19 protein-coding genes are annotated in these 18,962 nt (G+C 66.7%); 16 read left to right on the plus strand and 3 right to left on the minus strand.

Features of this window, described 5'->3' with window-relative positions; all coding sequences use genetic code 11:
• The first annotated feature begins 105 nt into the window (after positions 1 to 105).
• The gene (locus AB3X99_RS32170) at positions 106 to 1,044 is read left to right on the plus strand and encodes a LysR family transcriptional regulator (protein ID WP_368619247.1); all 939 of its coding nucleotides are present in this window, start codon (positions 106 to 108) and stop codon (positions 1,042 to 1,044) included.
• A 7-nt stretch (positions 1,045 to 1,051) separates the two neighbouring features.
• Here AB3X99_RS32170 and AB3X99_RS32175 read toward each other — a convergent pair whose 3' ends face one another.
• The gene (locus tag AB3X99_RS32175) at positions 1,052 to 2,539 is read right to left on the minus strand and encodes a PLP-dependent aminotransferase family protein (RefSeq protein ID WP_368619201.1); all 1,488 of its coding nucleotides are present in this window, start codon (positions 2,537 to 2,539) and stop codon (positions 1,052 to 1,054) included.
• A 122-nt stretch (positions 2,540 to 2,661) separates the two neighbouring features.
• On the opposite strand from AB3X99_RS32175, the gene AB3X99_RS32180 reads away from it, so the two are divergent.
• The 6 genes from AB3X99_RS32180 (at position 2,662) to AB3X99_RS32205 (ending at position 8,833) form a co-directional block, all read left to right on the plus strand.
• Positions 2,662 to 3,300 (plus strand): FMN-binding negative transcriptional regulator, encoded by a 639-nt coding sequence (locus AB3X99_RS32180; protein WP_368619202.1) that lies wholly within the window; start codon positions 2,662 to 2,664, stop codon positions 3,298 to 3,300.
• A gap of 29 nt (positions 3,301 to 3,329) precedes the next feature.
• Complete coding sequence (locus tag AB3X99_RS32185) at positions 3,330 to 3,683, plus strand: cupin domain-containing protein (protein ID WP_368619203.1); 354 nt, start codon at positions 3,330 to 3,332, stop codon at positions 3,681 to 3,683.
• Between the two features lie 163 nt (positions 3,684 to 3,846).
• Positions 3,847 to 4,767, plus strand: coding sequence for an SMP-30/gluconolactonase/LRE family protein (locus AB3X99_RS32190; protein WP_069266971.1), 921 nt, complete (start codon positions 3,847 to 3,849; stop codon positions 4,765 to 4,767).
• Entirely contained in the window at positions 4,764 to 6,311 is a 1,548-nt protein-coding gene (locus AB3X99_RS32195) for a UxaA family hydrolase (RefSeq protein WP_368619204.1), read from the plus strand. The genes AB3X99_RS32190 and AB3X99_RS32195 overlap by 4 nt, the downstream gene beginning before the upstream one ends.
• A gap of 71 nt (positions 6,312 to 6,382) precedes the next feature.
• Complete coding sequence (locus tag AB3X99_RS32200) at positions 6,383 to 7,657, plus strand: MFS transporter (protein ID WP_069266969.1); 1,275 nt, start codon at positions 6,383 to 6,385, stop codon at positions 7,655 to 7,657.
• Positions 7,658 to 7,714: 57 nt separating this feature from the next.
• Entirely contained in the window at positions 7,715 to 8,833 is a 1,119-nt protein-coding gene (locus tag AB3X99_RS32205) for a malate/lactate/ureidoglycolate dehydrogenase (protein ID WP_342949433.1), read from the plus strand.
• 23 nt (positions 8,834 to 8,856) lie between these two features.
• Here the strand turns inward: AB3X99_RS32205 and AB3X99_RS32210 are convergent, their stop codons facing one another.
• A complete protein-coding gene (locus AB3X99_RS32210) occupies positions 8,857 to 9,270 on the minus strand; it encodes a hypothetical protein (protein WP_368619205.1) in 414 nt (137 codons plus the stop codon).
• Between the two features lie 110 nt (positions 9,271 to 9,380).
• Between AB3X99_RS32210 and AB3X99_RS32215 the strand changes: the two genes are divergently transcribed.
• The 9 genes from AB3X99_RS32215 (at position 9,381) to AB3X99_RS32255 (ending at position 18,066) form a co-directional block, all read left to right on the plus strand.
• A complete protein-coding gene (locus tag AB3X99_RS32215; RefSeq protein WP_069266966.1) occupies positions 9,381 to 10,307 on the plus strand; it encodes a LysR family transcriptional regulator in 927 nt (308 codons plus the stop codon).
• A gap of 134 nt (positions 10,308 to 10,441) precedes the next feature.
• Positions 10,442 to 10,657 (plus strand): hypothetical protein, encoded by a 216-nt coding sequence (locus tag AB3X99_RS32220; RefSeq protein ID WP_368619206.1) that lies wholly within the window; start codon positions 10,442 to 10,444, stop codon positions 10,655 to 10,657.
• On the plus strand, positions 10,654 to 11,934 hold the full coding sequence (locus AB3X99_RS32225; RefSeq protein WP_368619207.1) for an MFS transporter: 1,281 nt from the start codon (positions 10,654 to 10,656) through the stop codon (positions 11,932 to 11,934). Before AB3X99_RS32220 ends, AB3X99_RS32225 begins: the two co-directional genes overlap by 4 nt.
• A 29-nt stretch (positions 11,935 to 11,963) precedes the next feature.
• Positions 11,964 to 13,064 (plus strand): NAD(P)H-dependent flavin oxidoreductase, encoded by a 1,101-nt coding sequence (locus AB3X99_RS32230; protein WP_368619208.1) that lies wholly within the window; start codon positions 11,964 to 11,966, stop codon positions 13,062 to 13,064.
• Positions 13,065 to 13,279: 215 nt separating this feature from the next.
• A complete protein-coding gene (locus AB3X99_RS32235) occupies positions 13,280 to 14,236 on the plus strand; it encodes a LysR substrate-binding domain-containing protein (protein WP_368619209.1) in 957 nt (318 codons plus the stop codon).
• Between the two features lie 131 nt (positions 14,237 to 14,367).
• Entirely contained in the window at positions 14,368 to 15,507 is a 1,140-nt protein-coding gene (locus tag AB3X99_RS32240) for a hypothetical protein (protein WP_368619210.1), read from the plus strand.
• A 218-nt stretch (positions 15,508 to 15,725) separates the two neighbouring features.
• Positions 15,726 to 16,796, plus strand: coding sequence for an MBL fold metallo-hydrolase (locus AB3X99_RS32245; RefSeq protein ID WP_069266960.1), 1,071 nt, complete (start codon positions 15,726 to 15,728; stop codon positions 16,794 to 16,796).
• 22 nt (positions 16,797 to 16,818) lie between these two features.
• Positions 16,819 to 17,082, plus strand: coding sequence for a hypothetical protein (locus AB3X99_RS32250; RefSeq protein WP_069266959.1), 264 nt, complete (start codon positions 16,819 to 16,821; stop codon positions 17,080 to 17,082).
• Positions 17,083 to 17,199: 117 nt separating this feature from the next.
• Complete coding sequence (locus AB3X99_RS32255; RefSeq protein ID WP_069266958.1) at positions 17,200 to 18,066, plus strand: AraC family transcriptional regulator; 867 nt, start codon at positions 17,200 to 17,202, stop codon at positions 18,064 to 18,066.
• Between the two features lie 81 nt (positions 18,067 to 18,147).
• Here the strand turns inward: AB3X99_RS32255 and AB3X99_RS32260 are convergent, their stop codons facing one another.
• Positions 18,148 to 18,900 (minus strand): hypothetical protein, encoded by a 753-nt coding sequence (locus tag AB3X99_RS32260; RefSeq protein ID WP_069266957.1) that lies wholly within the window; start codon positions 18,898 to 18,900, stop codon positions 18,148 to 18,150.
• Positions 18,901 to 18,962: the final 62 nt, after the last annotated feature.

An 18,962-nucleotide genomic window follows, 5' to 3' on the forward strand; every position in this document is an offset into this window, starting at 1 on the left:
GTTCCTGTGAAGTGAGGCCAGTGTGGGTTCACTTTACCGAACTCCCGGTTCAAAAACCGGTGCTAGACTCAAAGCATCCTTAACTTGAATTCACAAGTGGCGACCGTGACCGACACCGTTCTACCCGCCGATCTGGGCTTTTTCTCGACGCTCGCCTCCTCGGGCAGCCTGAGCGCCGCCGCGCGCGAACTGGGCCTCACGCCCGCCGCCGTGAGCAAGCGGCTCGCGCAAATGGAGGAGCGCGCCGGCGTGCCGCTCGTGAACCGCACGACCCGCCGCATGATGCTGACGCCAGAAGGCGAGGTGTACCTGGAGCACGCGCGCCGCATTCTCGACGAGATCGACGAGCTGGGCGAGCTGCTGGGCGGCTCGAAGAAGCATCCCAAGGGCTTGCTGCGCGTGAACGCGACGCTCGGCTTTGGGCGCAGCCATATCGGGCCCGCGCTTTCGCGTTTCGTCGCGCAGTATCCACAGGTTTCCGTGCAGCTTCAGCTTTCAGTCATGCCGCCGCCGCTCACGGAAGATTCATACGATGTCTGCATCCGCTTCGGCGAGCCGCCCGATACGCGCGTGATCGCGCGGCGTCTCGCAGCGAACCGGCGTTTGCTCTGCGCTTCGCCCGCCTATCTCGCGAGCCGGGGCACGCCCGTCACGCCGCACGACCTCGTGAAGCACAACTGCATCAGCATTCGTCAGGGCGACGAAGCCTATGGCGTGTGGCGGCTTTCGCACGAGCGCGGCAATGCGCGCAAATCGGAAGCCGTCCGGATCAATGGCAATCTCACGACCAACGACGGCGAGATTGCCGTGAAGTGGGCGCTGGACGGGCATGGCATTTTGATGCGCGCGGAATGGGACATCAACGAGTATCTGGCGGACGGGCGGCTCGTGGTCGTGCTGCCCGAGTATGAAACGCCCGGTGCGGATATCTACGCCGTGTATGCGCAGCGGCACCAGTTGTCCACGCGCATTCGGGCGTTCGTCGACTTCCTCGCTATCGAATTGAGCAAGTCGCAGCGATATCCAGTAGCCCGAAGCGCTTAGCGATGCTTCATGTCGCCGCCGTGGCGATCACGGCGGCGAGGCGCTCTGCGGCCGCTTTCATGTGCGCGCTGATAAAGCCGCCAAAACCCAGGATGAGCCCTGGGCGTGCGGTGCCCGCGGCGAACATCGGCGACGCTGCGCGCACCGCGATACCCTCGTTCGCTGCAAGCCGCACGATTTCGTGATCGTCCAGCCTCGCGGCGAGCCAGAGCACGAGATGCATGCCCTGATCGCCGGGCTCGATCCACGCGAGTTCACGGGGCAAAAGCGCTTCGAGCGTTTCGATCAGGCTGAGCCGCTGCTCTGCATAGACGTTGCGCACCTTGCGGACGTGCCGTTCCAGGTGCCCCTCGGTCATGAAGGCGGCGAGCACGTGTTGATCGGCCGTTGGCGGATGCCGGTCCATGAGTACGCGCGCGCCGCAGAACGCATCTACGAGGCTGGGCGGCACGACGACGTAGCCAAGCCGCAGTGACGGAAACAGGATCTTGCTGAAGGTGCCGAGATACACCACGCGATCGGGCGCGAGGCCCTGAAGCGCCGGAAACGGAGAGCCCTCGTAGCGCAGTTCGCTGTCGTAGTCGTCTTCGACGACCCAGCCATGGGCCGAGCGCGCCCAGGCGAGCAACGCCGCGCGCCGCGCCATGCTCAGCGGCATGCCGAGCGGATATTGATGCGAAGGCGTGACGAACGCCACGCGCGCCTTCGGGGCCATGCGAATGCCGGCCTCGACGTCGAGACCCTCGGCGTCCACGGGCACGCGCACCATGGCGTCGCGGTAGGGCAGGCTTTCGAGGATGGCGGTGACGCCACGATAGGCCGGGTTCTCGACCCACGCCTGGTCGCGCGGCCCCAGCAGCACCTGGCTTGCGAGAAAGAGCCCCTGCTGGGTGCCGCTCGTCACGATGACCTGATCCGCTTCGCAGCGCACCGAGCGGGACTTGCGCACATAATCGGCAATCGCTTCGCGCAGCGCCAGGGCGCCCAGCGGGTCGGCATAGCCGGTCGGCGAGGCGGGGCCCCGCGCGCGCAGGCGGTTGCCGAGCCGGCGCCAGACATCGCCGGGGGCGGTCATACCCGTTGGCACCGATATGGCAAACGGTACTGGAGGAAGCGGCTTGAACTCGCGTCCGATCCTGGCGAACGCTTCGGCGCGCTCCGGCAGCCCGGCTTGCGCCGCCTGCGATGAAGCCACGCGGGGCTCGCGTGCGGGCGGCGGCTCCGCCAGCGCGAGCGCCACGCGGGTACCGGCTCCGGCCTTCGATTCGAGAAAGCCCTCGGCGATCAGTTGCTCGTAGGCCTCGACCACCGTGCCGCGCGCCACCTGGAGCGAAGCGGCGAGCGCGCGGGTGGAAGGCAATGCATCGGCGGGCCGAAGATCGCCTTTGCGCACCGCTTCGCGCAGCGCCTCGGCCACCTGGCGGCTGAGATTGCCGGCCTCCCGGTCCAGCGTGCCGAACGATGGCATCTCAGCGGCCTGTGCGGTTCTCGGCATGATTCTGGTTCACTGGATTATGAATAAACTGGATCTATAGAATAAACCACTTTTGCGGCAGACTCGGATTTGTGGCGGCTGCGGCCGCGCTCGCCCATCACCTTACGAGCAGGGACAAACGCATGTACGTACCAGCCCATTTCGCCGAAAACCGCCAAGACGTTCTGCACGATTGCATCGCCCAACATCCGTTCGGCACGTTGGTCACACAGGGAAAGAGCGGGCTCGATGCCAATCACATCCCCTTTGAACTCGCGGCGGGCGAGGGCGAGTTGGGCGTGCTGCGTGCGCACGTCGCGCGGGCCAACCCGGTTTGGCAGGACGTGGCGAACGGCGACGAAGTGCTCGTGATCTTCCGCGCGGGCGACGCGTATATTTCACCGAACTGGTATCCGAGCAAGCACGAGGCGCACAAGCAGGTGCCGACCTGGAATTACGTCGTGGTCCATGCTCACGGGCGCATCAAGATTCTCGACGACGAGCGCTACGTGCGCGGCGTGATTGGCCGCCTGACGCGCACGCACGAAGCCACGCAGCCCAAGCCCTGGAAGATGGCCGATGCGCCCAAGGACTACACGGACACGCTCGTCAAGGCGATCGTCGGCGTGGAGATCGAGATCACGCGTCTGGTCGGCAAGAGCAAGCTCAGCCAGAACAAGGAAGAGCGCGATATTCGCGGCGCGGGCGACGCGCTCAAATCGAGCGGCGAGTCGCGCATCGCCGACGCCATGCTCGCCGCTGCCGACGCGAAGGCGCAATAACGCGCAACCGCGCACACGAGGGCACCGTCATGGCAAACGACCCGCCGCTCGCGCCTGGGTTCTCAGGCATCGATTCAGCGAGCCTGCCATGGGTGCCCTCCCGCTTCGCGCCCGGCGTGGAGGTCAAGAACCTCGGCAAGGCAGACGGCCGCGCGATGCAACTGGTCCGGTTCGCTGCAGGGGCAACGTTCCCTGATCACCGCCATACGGGCCCCGAGTTCATCTACGTACTCGAAGGCGAGGCCGTGCAAAACGGCCGGCGGCTCCCTGCGGGATACGTGGGCATTGCCGAACGGGGCACCGTCGACGCGGGATTTCATAGCGACACGGGCTGCGTGTTCCTGCTCGTTTACGACCTGGACCAGGTGTTCGACAAAACCTGATCGCCACACAGGCTCGCGGGGAAACACGGGTAAACCACATTCCAGGCGCTTGAAGAAAATCTTCACAGGCCTATTCAACTAGTATTTAATAAACCGGCGCGGCAGTGAGCGACGGGTCACGCGCGTCGCCGTGACCTGACCCTGACGGTACGAGGCCGGAACGATGAATCCCCACGAATACGAAATCCACGATGCGCGCTTTCGCATGCTGCTGCAGCCCAACGCGCAGTTCGAGAAGCTCGCGGGCGGCTGCATGTGGGCGGAAGGACCGGTGTGGTTTCCCGCCGGCGACTTTCTTGTCTGGAGCGACATTCCCAACAACCGGATGATGCGCTGGGTGCCCGGCATCGGCACGGGCGTGTTCCGCGCGAACTCGAATTTCAGCAATGGCAACACGCTCGACCGCGAATGCCGGCTCGTGACCTGCGAGCACGGCACGCGCCGCGTCACGCGCACGGAGCACGACGGGCGCATCACCGTCATTGCCGACCGCTACGAAGGGCATCGGCTGAATTCGCCCAACGACGTAATCGTGCATTCGGACGGCTCGATCTGGTTCACTGACCCCGACTACGGCATTCTCGGCGACTACGAGGGCTTTCGGGCGCCGAGCGAGATCGGCGCATGCCACGTGTATCGCGTAGCGCCCGATACGGGCGTGGTGCGGCGCGTGGCCGACGACTTCATGAAGCCCAACGGGCTCGCCTTCTCGCCCGATGAATTGCGGCTCTATGTGGCCGACTCGGGCGCATCGCATATCGAGAACGGCCCGCATCACATCCGCGTATTCGACGTGGATCCGCAAGGCGGTTTGCACAACGGGCGGTTATTCGCGGACGTTTCGCCTGGGGTGCCGGACGGCATGCGCGTGGACGAGCATGGCAACGTCTGGACGAGCGCGGGCGACGGCATCCACTGCTATGCGCCCGATGGCACGCTGCTCGGCAAGATTCTCGTGCCGGAGACGGTCGCGAATCTCGTGTTCGGCGGCCCGAATCGCAATCGCCTATTCATTGCAGCCAGCACGTCGCTGTACTCGCTTTACGTGGGCGTGCGCGGCGCTGCCTACGGAGACCGGCTATGACACTTCTCGACCCCGCCTCGCTTTCGGCCGCGCTCATTCTCCTCGACCGGCGCGACGACGTTGCCATCGCGCGCGGACAGTTGATGCCTGGCTCGACACTCTATGGCGACCATACGGTCGCGGGCATGATTCCGCCTGGCCACAAGGTCGCGCTGCGCGATATCGAGCCGGGCGAACCCGTGCGCCGCTATGGGCAGATCATCGGCTTTGCGAGCCGGCCGATCCGTCGCGGCGAACACGTGCATACGCAGAATCTCTCGATGGGCGATTTCGAGCGCGACTACGCCTTCGGCGTGGACGCGCACGACACGCCCGCCGCTGCGCAACCGGCCACGTTTCTCGGCATTCGGCGCGCGGATGGCCGCGTCGCGACGCGTAATTACATAGGCATCCTGACGTCTGTGAACTGCTCGGCCACGGTCGCGCGCGCGATTGCCGATCACTTTCGCCGCGACATCCACCCCGAAGCGCTGGAAGCGTTCCCCAACGTGGATGGCGTGGTGGCGCTCACGCACGGCGAAGGCTGTGCGCTAGCGGCCGAGGGCGAGCCGATCACGGTGTTGCGCCGCACGCTCGCGGGTTATGCGCGGCACCCCAACTTTTACGCCGTGCTGATCGTCGGGCTCGGCTGCGAGACGAATCAGATCGACGGTCTCGTGGAAGCGGAACAACTCGAGCGCAGTACGCGCCTCTCGACCATGACGATTCAGCAGACGGGCGGCACCGCGCGCACGGTGGCAGCGGGCATCGAACAGGTGCGTGCGCTGCTGGCCGATGCGAACCGCGTGACGCGCGAGCCGGTCGATGCGCGTCACCTCATGGTCGGCTTGCAGTGCGGCGGCTCGGACGGCTATTCCGGCATTTCCGCGAACCCGGCGCTCGGCGCGGCCGTGGACCGGCTCGTCATGCACGGCGGCACGGCGATCCTCTCCGAAACGCCCGAAATCTACGGCGCCGAGCATCTGCTCACGCGGCGCGCGGTGTCGCGCGAGGTGGGTGAAAAGCTGGTGGCGCGCATTCGCTGGTGGGAAGCGTATTGCGCGCGCATGGAAGCCAACATGAACAACAACCCGTCTGCCGGCAACAAGGCGGGCGGCCTCACGACCATTCTCGAAAAGTCGCTCGGCGCAGTGGCGAAAGGCGGGACGACGCGGCTCGTCGAAACCTACGAGTATGCGCAGCCCGTGCGCGCCCAGGGTCTCGTGTTCATGGATACGCCGGGCTACGACCCGGTGTCCGCCACAGGCCAGGTGGCGGGCGGCGCCAACCTGATCTGCTTCACGACGGGCCGCGGCTCGGCCTACGGCTGCGCGCCTTCGCCGTCGCTCAAGCTCGGCACCAACAGCGCGCTGTGGCGACGCCAGGAAGAGGACATCGACCTGAACTGCGGCCGCATTCTGGACGGCGAGCAAAGCGTGGACGAGGCCGGTGCTGCGATCTTCGAGCTGATGCTCGCGACCGCCTCCGGGCAGCGCACGAAGAGCGAGCTGCACGGTTACGGCCAGAACGAATTCGTGCCCTGGCATCTGGGGGCGGTCATGTAGAGCGGGAGCGATTCGAACAGGCGCCGCCATTCACTGGACAGACGACGCCACATTCAGAAGGAGTGCTTTCGATGAAGGAAAAATCGCGCTGGCTGGTCATTTTCTTCTGTTTTCTGGCGATAGCGGTCAACTACATCGACCGCGCCAATCTCGCGGTAGCGGCGCCGCACATCATGAAGGACCTCGGCATTGGTCCTGCCGCCATGGGGCTGCTGCTCAGCGGCTTCTTCTGGACTTACGCCGTGATGCAACTGCCGTTTGGCTGGTTCGTCGACCGGGCCGGTGCGCGCATCGCATTGCCGTTCGCCGTGGGCTGGTGGTCGGTGTTCACCGCGGCCACCGCGGTGGCGGGCGGCTTCGCGGCGATGTTCGGCTGCCGGCTCATGCTCGGCGTGGGCGAGGCGGGGGCGTATCCGTCGTGCGCGAAGCTCGTGAGCCAATGGTTCTCGCGCGATGAACGCGCGCTCGCCACGAGCATCTTCGACAGCGGCTCGCGCGTGGGCTCCGCACTCTCGCTGCCGCTCGTGGCCGCCATCATGGCCGCGTGGGGCTGGAAGGCGTCGTTCGTGATTACCGGCGCGCTCGGGCTCGTGTGGATCCTGGGCTGGATCGTGATGTACCGGGAACCCGAGGCGCGGGCCGCACTCGACAAGCCGCGCGCCCCCGCGCCGGCCGCCGCCTCGATACGCTGGAGCGGCCTGTTCCGCTACCGCACCGTGTGGGGCATGATGCTCGGCTTCTTCTGCCTGAACTTCGTCATTTACTTCTTCATTACGTGGTTCCCGAGCTATCTCGTCGAGGCGCGCGGTTTCTCGCTCAAGTCGCTCGGTACGCTCGGCACCTTGCCCGCCATCGCCTCGATACCGGGCGGCTGGCTGGGCGGCTGGCTTTCCGATGCACTCGTGAAGCGCGGCTGGAGCCTGACGGCTGCGCGCAAGACGTGCATCGTCGGCGGCATGCTGCTTTCGTCCGTGATCACGCTAACCGGCGTTGTTCAGGATATCTATGTAATGCTCGCACTCTTCGCGATTGCTTATGGGAGCCTCGCGGCTGCGGCGGCCAGCATCTGGTCCCTGCCTGCCGACGTCGCGCCCACGCCGCGGCATGTCGCTTCGCTGGCGGGCATTCAGAACTTCGCGTCGAATCTCGCAGGCATCGCGCTGACGACGTTTACCGGCGTGATGCTGCAGCTCACGCGCGGCTCGTTCACGATTCCGCTCGTGGTCGCCGGTGGGTTTTGCGTGCTCGGCGCGGTGAGCTATCTTGTGATTGTCGGACGCGTCGAGCCGCTTGAGGCTCCCGAGGCCAGCCGCGTCGACCAACCGGCTTACGCGCCGCGCACGTAAGCACGTAACCACGAAGGCGCGGCCTCTTACTCCGCTGCCATACACAGGGTCACGTACATGTCGAATGCCGCTGCTGCAAAAGGTTCAGAAGTCGTTATCGAGGCTCGTGCGCTGCACGCCTTCGTCGTCGCCATCTGGCGCGCGGCCGGCAGCGAGGCGCGCGAGGCGACGCTGGTTGCCGATCACCTCGTCGAAGCCAATCTCGCCGGGCACGACTCGCACGGCGTGGGCATGATTCCGCGCTATATGCTGTCGTGCCGCGAAGGCGAGCTCAAACTGAACGCGCACGCGCAGGTCGCGCGCGACGCGGGTGCGGTGCTCACGATCGAAGGCGGGCGCGGTTTCGGGCAAGTCACGGCCTTCGAGGCGATGGAACACGGCATCGAGCGCGCGAAATCGCTCGGCGTGTGTGCACTCGGCCTGCGCAACGCGCATCACATCGGACGCATCGGGCACTGGGCGGAGCAATGCGCGCGCGCCGGGCTCGTGTCGTTCCACTTCGTCAACGTCGCGGGCGATCCGCTCGTCGCGCCGTTCGGCGGCATCGACCGGCGCTTCGGCACCAATCCGTTTTGCGCGGCGTTTCCGCTCGAGGGGCGCTCGCCGCTGGTGCTCGACTTCGCCACGAGCGCGATTGCGGCGGGGAAAGTGCGCGTGGCCTACAACAAGGGCGTGGATGTGCCCGCCGACGCCCTGATCGACAGCGACGGCCGCCCTACGCGCGATCCGGGCGCGCTGTTCAGCGATACGCAGCACGGTGCGCTGCGCGCTTTCGGCGGCGCGGTGGCGGGCCATAAGGGTTCGGGGCTCGCCGCGATGTGCGAAATTCTGGCGGGCGCGCTCTCGGGCGGCTTCACCACGCGCGAGCAAACCATCGTCTCCACGCACGCGATCGTCAATTGCATGACGTCGGTGATCGTCGATCCGGCGGCGTTCGACGCGCCCTCGCGCGAGCACGAAGCGCTCGCGTTCGTGGAATGGCTGAAGGCCACGCGGCGCGCAGCGGGTGTCGACGAGATCCTGCTGCCCGGCGAGCGCGAGGACGCGACGCGGCGGCAGCGCGAAGCGCAGGGCATTCCCGTGGATGCGACGAGCTGGTCGCAGATCGTCGATGCCGCGCGCATGGCGGGCGTGACTGAGGCGGAAATCGCGGCGTGCGAGCGCAGCTCGCGTTAACTGCCAGGCTAACTACGTTCCGCTCACTCGTCGCACTTCACCTCGTTTTTGGGCGCGACGATGATCACCGGGTAGGTGCCGCGATCGAGTTCGACGCGCACGACGATGGCGGTGGTGGCAGGGTCGCTATCGTCGTACACGCTCACCTTCTCGTTCTTCAATAGCGTGACGCCGGTGCAGCCGGACGCGTGGCTGTCGTCGTCGGCGATCTTGCATTGAATCTCGTTGTCCTTGAGGTAGCGAATGCGGTCGCGGTCGGGCGTGGCCAGATAGTCGCGCACGCTTTGCGCCGAGCCTGCCACGCCCGTCACATAACCGATCGCGCAGTCGCGCTTCGAATTCGAAGCGCCCGACGACGTCTGGGCAAGGGCGGGCGTCGCGGCCAGCGCCATGGCAGCGAAGGCAGCGAGGACCGGCGAGAGGGTAGGACACTTCATGAGTGATCGATTGCCGCAAAAGTGGAAGCGCCGATTTTAACGCCTGCGCGATATCCGCTAAGATCGACGCGGAATTCACAGAGCGAAGCGACCGCAAGCCAGAACGCGCAATGGACCGAATCGACGCCATGAAGGTTTTCGTCGCCACGCTCGACGAGGGAAGTCTCGCGGGCGCGGGCCGCCGGCTGGGCCGCTCGCCCGCCGCGGTGAGCCGGGCCATTGCGTTCCTCGAGGAGCACACCGGCACGGCGCTGCTGTACCGCACCACGCGCACGATCCGCCTGAGCGAGGCGGGCGAGCGCTATGCGCTGGCATGCCGGCGCATTCTCGCCGATCTCGAGGAAGCCGACCTGCTCGCCGCCGACGAACGCTCCGCGCCGCGCGGGCTGCTGGGCGTCACGGCGGCGGTGGCCGTGGGCGAAGAAGTGCTGCGCCCGATGATCGAGGCGTTCATCGACCGCAACCCCGAGGTGTCGATCCGTCTGCACCTGCTCGACCGGCCCGCGAGCCTCATCGACGAGGGCATCGACGTGGCGTTGCGCATTGCGCATCTGCAGGATTCGACGCTCGTCGCCATCCCGGTGGGCGAGGTGCGGCGCGTGGTGGTCGCCTCGCCCGACTATCTCGCCACGCATCCGGCCATCGAGACGCCCGCCGATCTCGCGAGCCACCCGATCATCTCGATGACGCATTTCGGGCTCGACTCGTGGAGCTTCCCGGCGGCGCGTCAGACCGCGCTGCCCCAGGTCGTGCAATTCTCGCCGCGCTTCATCGTGAATACCATACGCGCGGCGCGGGCTTCGGCCGTGGCGGGGCATGGCGTCACGCGGCTCTTTTCCTATCACGTGGCCGAAGAGGTCGAGGCGGGCCGGCTCCGGATCGTGCTGCGCGACAGCGAGCATGGGCCGCTGCCCGCGAATCTCGTCACGCCGCACGGGCGCCTGTCGGTGCCCAAGGTGCGCAGTTTCGTCGATTTCGCCGTGCCCCGGCTACGTGAGTACTTCGAGCAGGCCCGGCGCATTACCGACGCCGATTGAGCAAGTCCTCACCATTCGTTCGCCTCACGGAAGAATGACTTACGTATCGCGGTGATTCTCTCGCTGCGCGATCTAACCTAGACTGGCTCCCATGTTCAGCGGGTGCTTCATTGCATTCGCTCCTGGGAGTCGCAATGCATCAAGCCGTCTCGAATCCGTCCGCGCCTGCGGCCTGCAACGGGGTCTCCGCCACGACGAGCTTCGCCGTGATGCAGGCGGTTGCCGCGTACGGCCTGTCGTTCGTGTTCTCGTCGAGCGGTGGCGACTACCTCGCGCTGGTCGCGATCGGCGCCGCGGCGCTCGTGCTCGTGCTCTTCGTCGATCTCTTCTCTGCGTTGAGGGCCAAGTGAATACCACTGTTTCCTCGCCCGCGCCTGCGCTGCGGCAGTCAAAGCCGCAACCGCGCGGCTACTCGGAGCGCAATGCGCAGTACTGGCGGCGCAATCTCGTCGTGTGCGTGATCGGCTCGTTCACGACGCTCGTGAGCCTCAGCATGCTGCTGCCATTCCTGCCGCTCTACGTTCGGCAGCTCGGCGTGAGCTCGCAGTCCGCCGTGATCCAGTGGTCGGGCGTGGCATTCGGCGCGACCTTCCTCGGCACGGCGCTCACCGCCCCGATCTGGGGCCGCCTTGCCGACCGCTATGGCCGCAAGCCCATGCTCGTGCGCGCGGCCATCGGCATGGCCGTGGTGATGTCGATGATCGGCGTGGCGCACAATGTGTACGAGCTCGTCGCGCTGCGTCTGATCGCCGGCCTCGTAGGTGGCTACGCGTCGGCTTCCACGGTGATGGTCGGCACCCAGGCGCCGCGCGAGCGCGCGGGCTGGGCGCTCGGCATTCTTTCCACGGGCGCGCTCGCGGGCAATCTCGTCGGGCCGCTGGTGGGCGGCGTGCTGCCCGGGTGGATCGGCATTCGCGGCACCTTTTTCGCCGGCGGCGCGATGATCGCCGTGGCGGCGCTCCTGACCATCTTCGTCGTGAAGGAAGAGTTTCATCCAGAAAGCGACGCGAAACCGCACGCAAGCAACGCGGCGGCCGGTTCGGCCAGCGGTGCGCGCCGCCCCGACTATGCGGTGGTGGCCGCGCTGCTCGTGACCGCGATGATGGTGCTGCTCGCCAACATGTCGATCGAGCCCGTCATCACGGTGTATATCGGCAGTCTGGGCGTGGGCGCGGCGCATCTCGCGCGCGTGGCGGGCGTGGTCATGGCATGCTCGGCGCTTGGCAGCATGTTCACGGCGGCGCGCCTCGGCGCACTGGCCGACCGCTTCGGGAGCTGGCGCGTGATCGTCGCCTGCCTCGTGCTCACCGGGCTCGCGATGGTGCCGCAAGCGTTCGTCACACACTGGTGGCAGCTCGCGGGCCTGCGCGTGGTGATGGGCATGACGCTCGCGGGGCTCTTGCCTTCCATCGGCAAGCTCGCGCGGCAGTCGGTAGACGAAAGCAAAACGGGCCGCATGCTCGGCTATTTGCAGTCGGCGCAATTCAGCGGCCAGGTGGTGGGGCCGGTGATCGGCGGCGTGGTCGGCGTTCACTTCGGTCTGCACGCCGTGTTCTTCGCGACCGGCGCGCTGCTGGTCGCATGCGGCGGACTCGCGCACTGGGCGCAGCGCCGCGCTCACGCTTGAAACGGGAACGGATCCGGAGGGAACGCAACATGAGTACTCAAGTGGACCAGCGGGCGTTGCTGCGCTCGCTCGGCATTCAGAAGCCGATCATCCAGGCGCCCATGGCGGGCACTACCACGCCGGCGCTGGCCGCCGCCGTGTCGAATGCGGGCGCGCTCGGTTCGCTGGGCGTGGCCGCGATGAACGCGGAGAACGCGCGTCGCGCGATCCACCAGACGCGCGAGCTGACGGCGAAGCCGTTCAACATCAACGTGTTCTGCCATCGCCCGGCCACGCCCGACGCGGCCGTGGAGCGCGCGTGGCTCGACTGGCTCGCGCCGGTGTTCGAGCAATACGGCGCGAAGCCGCCTGCCTCGCTCTCGGAGATCTACATGAGCTTCGTCGTCGACAAGGCCATGCAGTCCATGCTGCTCGAAGAGAAGCCGGCCGTGGTGAGCTTCCATTTCGGCCTGCCGCCCGATGCGGTGATCGCCGAGCTCAAGCACGCGGGCGTCCGGTTGTTTGCGAGCGCAACGAATCTCGACGAAGCGGCCGCAGCGGTGGAGGCGGGCGTGGATGCGATCGTCGCGCAGGGTGTGGAGGCGGGCGGCCATCGCGGCGTGTTCGATCAGAACGCCCGCGACGACGGCCTCGGCACGTTCGCGCTCACGCGCCTGCTGGTGAGCGAATTCGACGTGCCCGTGATTGCGGCGGGCGGCATCATGGACGGCGCGGGCATCGCGGCCGCGCTCGCTCTGGGCGCGCAGGCGGCGCAACTGGGCACGGCGTTCGTGGCCTGCCCGGAGAGCGCGGCCGACGAAGGCTATCGCGCCGCCTTGCTCGGCGACCCCGCGCGCCATACGACGTTCACCTCGGCAATCTCGGGGCGGCTTGCGCGCAGCATCGTCAATCGCTTCACCGCGCTTGGCGAGGATCCGAAGGCGCCGCGCGTTCCGTCTTATCCGATCACGTACGACGCGGGCAAGGCGCTGATCGCGGCTGCGAAGGCCAGGGGTGAATTCGGCTACGGCGCGCAGTGGGCGGGCCAGGCCGCGCCGCTCGCGCGCGCGTTGCCGGCGGCGGAGCTGGTGGCGCAACTGGAGCGCGAGACGCGCGAGAGCATCGCACGGCTGCAGTCGGTATGGGCTTGAGCGGCATTTGATCGACGCAAACGGGAACATCGGCACGCGCGATGGATGCGCGTGCCGATGTTCCTTTAGGCGGTGGCAAAGACGGCTTCAGGCAGGCAGAGGTTCGACGGACACCATGTTCTCCTCGAGTGGCGATGCGTATTCGCCTCATGTTGGACGCATCAGAATAGAACTAAAGCATCTGGCGCGAGCTGGAGCCATCAGGAGAAAAGGGCATGCAACGTAAATTCGACGATCTGCTGCTGGGCAGCATCGAACTGTTCTGCCAGGCGGCGGAGCTGGGCAGCTTCACGCTGGCGGCCAATGCGGCGAGCGTCACGCCCGCCGCGGTGAGCCGGTCCGTGGCGCGGCTCGAAGAGCGGCTCGGCGTGCGCCTGTTCGTGCGCACGACGCGCCAGATTCGCCTGACCGATGCGGGGCGGCGCTACTTCGAGCAGTGCCGCCAGGCGCTCTCGCAACTCGTGGACGCGGAGCGCGAAGTCACGGGCGAACAGACCACGCCGGCTGGCGTGCTGCGCATCAGCATGCCCACGCCCTACGGGCACTATCGCGTGCTGCCGCTCTTGCCGGCGTTTCGCGAGCGCTATCCGGAGGTGCAGGTCGACACGCATCTGAGCAACCGCAACATCGACTTCGCCGACGAAGGCTTCGACCTGGCGATCCGCGGGCGCGCGCCCGCCGATTCCAACCTGGTGGCGCGCAAGCTGGAAGACGCGGAGATGGTGGTGGTGGCCACGCCCGCCTATCTGAAGCGCGCGGGCGTGCCGAAGACCGTGGCGGATCTGCAGTCGCACGAATGCATACAGTTCGAACTGCCAAGTAGTGGGCGCCATCTTGCCTGGACGTTCGACGGCAATGCCAATGAAGATGGCGACGTGATCACGAGCGGAAGTTACGGAACGTCGGGCGACGCGCTCGCCGGCGTAACGCTCGCGCGCGCGGGAGCGGGGCTGTTCCAGACGTATCGCTTCGTCGTGGCCGACGACCTGCGCGAAGGCCGGCTCGTGGAAGTGCTGCGCGGGGAGGGGGGGCGTACCCGGCCGTTCATCCTGCTGTATCCGCACGCACGTTATTTGACGTCGCGGGTGCGGGCGTTCGTGGATTTTCTGGTGGAGCAGCTTTCGGCGCCTGCGGTTTCGCCAAAAGCGAAAATCGGAATGGCAAAGCGTTGAAGCGCGACTAGCGGAATAGCCTCGCCGCTGGATCGTTTACGCAAAACGCGGGGCGCGCGAAGCATGGTGCGTTCACTGGCCGCGCGAGTCGTCCTGGCGTCCGGACCGTCCCCGCGAGAAGGAGGTGTCAGATGAAAGCTTCCCGCTCGTTGTCTGCATGTCGTTCATACTTCGGCTGGAACCGGGCGGCGTTCGTGCCGCGACTGCGTCATCTCGCATTGGGCGCCGGGCTCTTCGCCCTGACGCTTGGGACCGTGCGCGCCGACGGCCTGCAGGCGATCCTGCCGCCGGCCTTTGCGACTTCATCGACCGTGCCGTCCAATGGCGACGTCAATCCGTACGGCATCGCATTCGTACCGCTTGGCGTGCCCTCATGGAGTACGCTCAAGCCCGGTGACGTGGTGGTGTCCAACTTCAACGCGAAATCGAATCTGCAAGGCACCGGCACGACGATCGTGAAGCTCGTTCCGAATAGCCCGCCAGTGACGTTCTTCCAGGGCGCCAACCTTGGTCTCACGACGGCGCTCGCCGTGCTGCGAAGCGGCTTCGTACTTGTGGGCAACGTGCCGACCTCGAACGGCAAGGACGTCATCGCGCCGGGCTCGCTTCTCGTCATCAATCCGCAGGGCCGGCTCGTCAAGGAACTGAAAGATGCGCGGCTGCTCGACGGCCCCTGGGACCTCACCGTGCTCGACGGCGGCCAAATCGTGAAGGTCTTCGTCTCGGACGTGCTCGACGGCACCGTCGCCCGGATAGACCTTGCGATCGGCGAGGACGGCGTGAAGGAGTTGCCCTCCTCGACCATCGTCGCTTCGGGCTACATGCATCGCACCGATCCGGCTGCGCTGGTCGTCGGCCCGACGGGCCTCGCCTATGATGGCCAGCACGACGTGCTCTACGTCGCTTCGACAGGCGACAACGCGGTGTTCGCCATCTACGGCGCGGCGGGTGCGAATCATAGCGGCGGAGTGGGGCGGCTGATCTATCAGGACAATACCCACCTGCACGGACCGCTTGCCCTTGCGCTCGCGCCCAACGGGCATCTCGTCACGGCCAATGGCGACGCCGTGAACGCCGACGCGCAACAGCCCAGCGAGATCGTCGAATTCACCGTGGAAGGCCAGTTCGTCGCGCAGATGTCGGTCGATCCCACGACGGGTTCCGCGTTCGGGCTCGCATTTGGCATGGACAGCCAGCACCACTCGCAGTTCGCCGCCGTCGACGACACTACCAACGCGGCAACGGTCTGGACGTTGCGCACGGGTAACTGATCGCCAACAATGCACGTCACTTCCCACGGCTCGCCCCGCAGCACAGGGGTGAGCCGGGCAATGGCAATCGATGAGCCGCATCGCGGCGAGCGACCTTGCGGCTCTTTGGTTCTCTGCCGAAGAAACGCGGGTAGATCGCGCACGTGGAGCCGCCGGGCCGATACCGGATGCGGCATACTGGAAAGTGAACCACGCGTTTGTTTTCGCAGAGAGCCGCGATGATCTTTCGCCAGCTTTTCGACCCCGTATCGTCTACCTATACCTACCTGCTCGGCGACCCCGAAAGCGGCGAGGCGCTGCTGATCGACCCGGTCTACGAGCAGGTGCCGCGCGACCTCGCGCTGCTGCGGGAGCTGGGCTTGCGCCTGCAGGCGACGCTCGATACCCATGTGCACGCCGATCATGTCACGGGCGCGTGGCGTTTGCGCGAGCGCAGCGGGAGCCAGATCGCGCTCGCCGACGCGGTGGGCGCCGAGGGCGTGAACCGTCCGCTGCGGCACGGCGATCGCATCGCCTTCGGCAAACGGTATCTGGAAGTGCGCGCCACGCCTGGTCACACCAGCGGCTGTCTGACCTACGTCCTCGACGACGCGAGCATGGCCTTTACCGGCGACAGCCTGCTGATACGCGGCTGCGGCCGCACCGATTTTCAGGGCGGGAGCGCGGAGCAGCTGTTTACTTCCGTGCGCGAGCAGATTCTCACGCTGCCCGACGACTGCCTGCTCTACCCGGCGCACGACTATCGCGGCATCACGGTCACGAGCGTGGCGGAGGAGAGGCGCTTCAATCCGCGCCTGGGCGGCGACGTCGATCTCGGCGACTTCGCGGGCTACATGCACAACCTGAATTTGCCGCACCCCAAGCAGATGGCCGTCGCGGTGCCCGCCAACCTGCGCTGCGGCAAGCCGGAAGGCGACGCGCCGATCCAGGAAACGCCCGACTGGGCGCCGCTCACGCTGCGCTTCAGCGGCGTATGGGAAATCGAGCCCATGGCGCTGCTGGAGCATGCGGCGGCGCTGCAGATCGTCGACGTGCGCGAGGCGCCCGAGTTCATCGACCATCTCGGCCATCTGCCCGACGCGAAACTCGTGCCGCTCTCGCAACTGATGTCGCGCATCGACGAGCTCGATCGCGACCGGCCGGTCGTGGCGGTGTGCCGCTCCGGCGTGCGCTCCGCGCAGGCAAGCGTATTGCTGACCAAGGCGGGCTTCGGCAAGGTGGCCAATCTCGCTGGCGGCATGTTGCGCTGGAAGGCCGAGGGATTGCCCGTCGCGCCGTGCAGTCCGTGATGACGCCCTGGAGGAGACGAACATGACAGCCCACGACTTCGCCGAGTTTTCCTGGGATGAGCAGGAAGACGTCAAGGCTGTGCTCGCGAGCCGGGGGCTCGACCTGGGCGAGTTCCGGATCTCGGACAACGAGAAAACCGCTGCCGGCGGTGAGCGCGCGGCGATTCGCCAGGTATCCGTCACACGGATCGCCAACGGCAAGACGGCCACCTACGACACCGATCACTTCGCCCCGTGGATCACGGATTTCGACGAAGCGCTGCAGGCCGGCGAGTTCGACGACTGAACCCCATGGAGCGCCGGCGCCGATGACGCCGACGAGGCCACGTACGGTCCTCCGCGCATGGCCGGCGTACACTCGTCCCCTTGGGAAAGGAATCGGAAACGAGGAGCCAGGCTTGCCATGACGAACGCCACGGTGACTGAGGGCCGGAATGATCACTGGCTCGTCGCGCGGCGCGATGCGCAGACGGGCATCGAGAGTCTGCGCGCGCATTTCAGCGGCCACGCTTACGATCCCCACGATCACGACGACATGCTGATCGGCTATACGGAGCAGGGGGTGCAGCGCTTTCAGTGTCACCGGTCGCTGCATACGAGCGTGCCGGGCCGCGCGATCCTGATCGAACCGGGCGCGCTGCACGACGGCCACGCGCCCGAACCGGGCGGCTTCACCTACGCGATGCTGTACCTCCCGCAGCCGTGGGTCGAGTGTGCGGCGCGCAGGCTGAACATCGCGGGCCTGGGCGGCGTGGCGGCCGCTTTCGGCCAGACGCTCGTTGACGACCCGCGCCTGACCGAGTCGATCCGCCGGGCGTTTCTTGCGCTATACGGCGAGGAAGGCCGGCTCGCGCGCGACGAGGCGCTCGACTGCTTGCTGGAGCGCCTGGGCGGCCATCTGCTCGATACGACCGCAGCGGCGCGCCCCGCTTCGCCCGCCCTTGCCCGTGTGCGCGACCTGCTGCACGAACACATGAGCGCGAACATCGGGCTCGACGAACTCGTCGATAGCTCGGGCATCGACCGGTTTCGTCTGACGCGCCTGTTCCAGCGCGAGTTCGGCACGTCGCCCCATGCGTACCTGGTGCGCTTGCGCCTGCGTGCCGCGCGCAGGCTGCTGGCGGCGGGCCACACGCCGGCGCGGGTCGCGGCTGAAGTGGGTTTCGCCGACCAGAGCCATCTCGGCCGCTGGTTTCGCCGCGCGTACCGCATGACGCCGGCCGCCTACCGGCGCATGTGCGCGCGCATGGACGCGCACACGCCGGACTGAACGCATCCGGCAGGTCATGTCATATCGATTCCAGGCGCGATGACCGGCGCACACCATGACACCGCGGCGCTGCTCGGCACGCTATCGGCTCAACGCGGCCTGAGCCCGTTGCAGCCACTCGCCATTGTGCTCGCGGGCGTGACGCGGCCAGTGCTTCGCGTCGTGCACGATCTCGGCGTAAAGCTCGCGCGAGCGCTGGCGATCGGCGTCACCGGGCTGCTTTGCCAGCCAGTCGGCGAAGAGACAACGCGGAGCGGCGTCGCTCGCGCACGAGAGCGCGGCTTCGAACGCGGCGCGGGTGCCCGCTGCGCCATTCGCGGCGAGCGCCCGTGCATACAACAAGGAGGGATCCGGCTGCTGGCGGGCGACAGGCTGGAGGGCGAACAGCTTTTCCAGCGTCTCCTGCGTGGCTGCGGTATTGCCATTGGCAAACTGCGCGCGTGCGAGACCTTCGAGCAACGCGGGATCGGATGCGAACGGCCCGGTGGCCGCCGCCTGGTAGTGCTGCAGCGCTTCGACGGCGTTGCCCGCGTCGAGCAGCGCAGCGCCCAGGCGCATACGGTGCGCGACGGTCGGCGCGCGGTCGAAATCGTTGCGCGCTTCGCGCACGGCGCGGTTGGGGTCGACCAGTTGCGAGATGGCCCGGCCTGTTGCCCTCGCCCCGCGCGACTGGCGCAGGCTCGGCAGATAAATGACGAAGAAGTAGACGAGGCTGCCAAGCCCGGGGAAAAGAAACAGGATCAGCAGCCAGTACATGTTCTGCTGGTTGCGGATCGCGTGCACTGCAAAAAGCAGCGCGATGATGACGTAAAGGCTGATTCCGAAAATGCGCATTGACGAGAGGGCCCGTTGTGTTGCGTGGTTGTGTTACGTGATTGTGTTATGCGTCGCAGGCG

The sequence above is a fragment of the Paraburkholderia sp. BR10882 genome (genome assembly GCF_040948855.1).
GTDB classification, from domain to species: domain Bacteria; phylum Pseudomonadota; class Gammaproteobacteria; order Burkholderiales; family Burkholderiaceae; genus Paraburkholderia; species Paraburkholderia nodosa_A.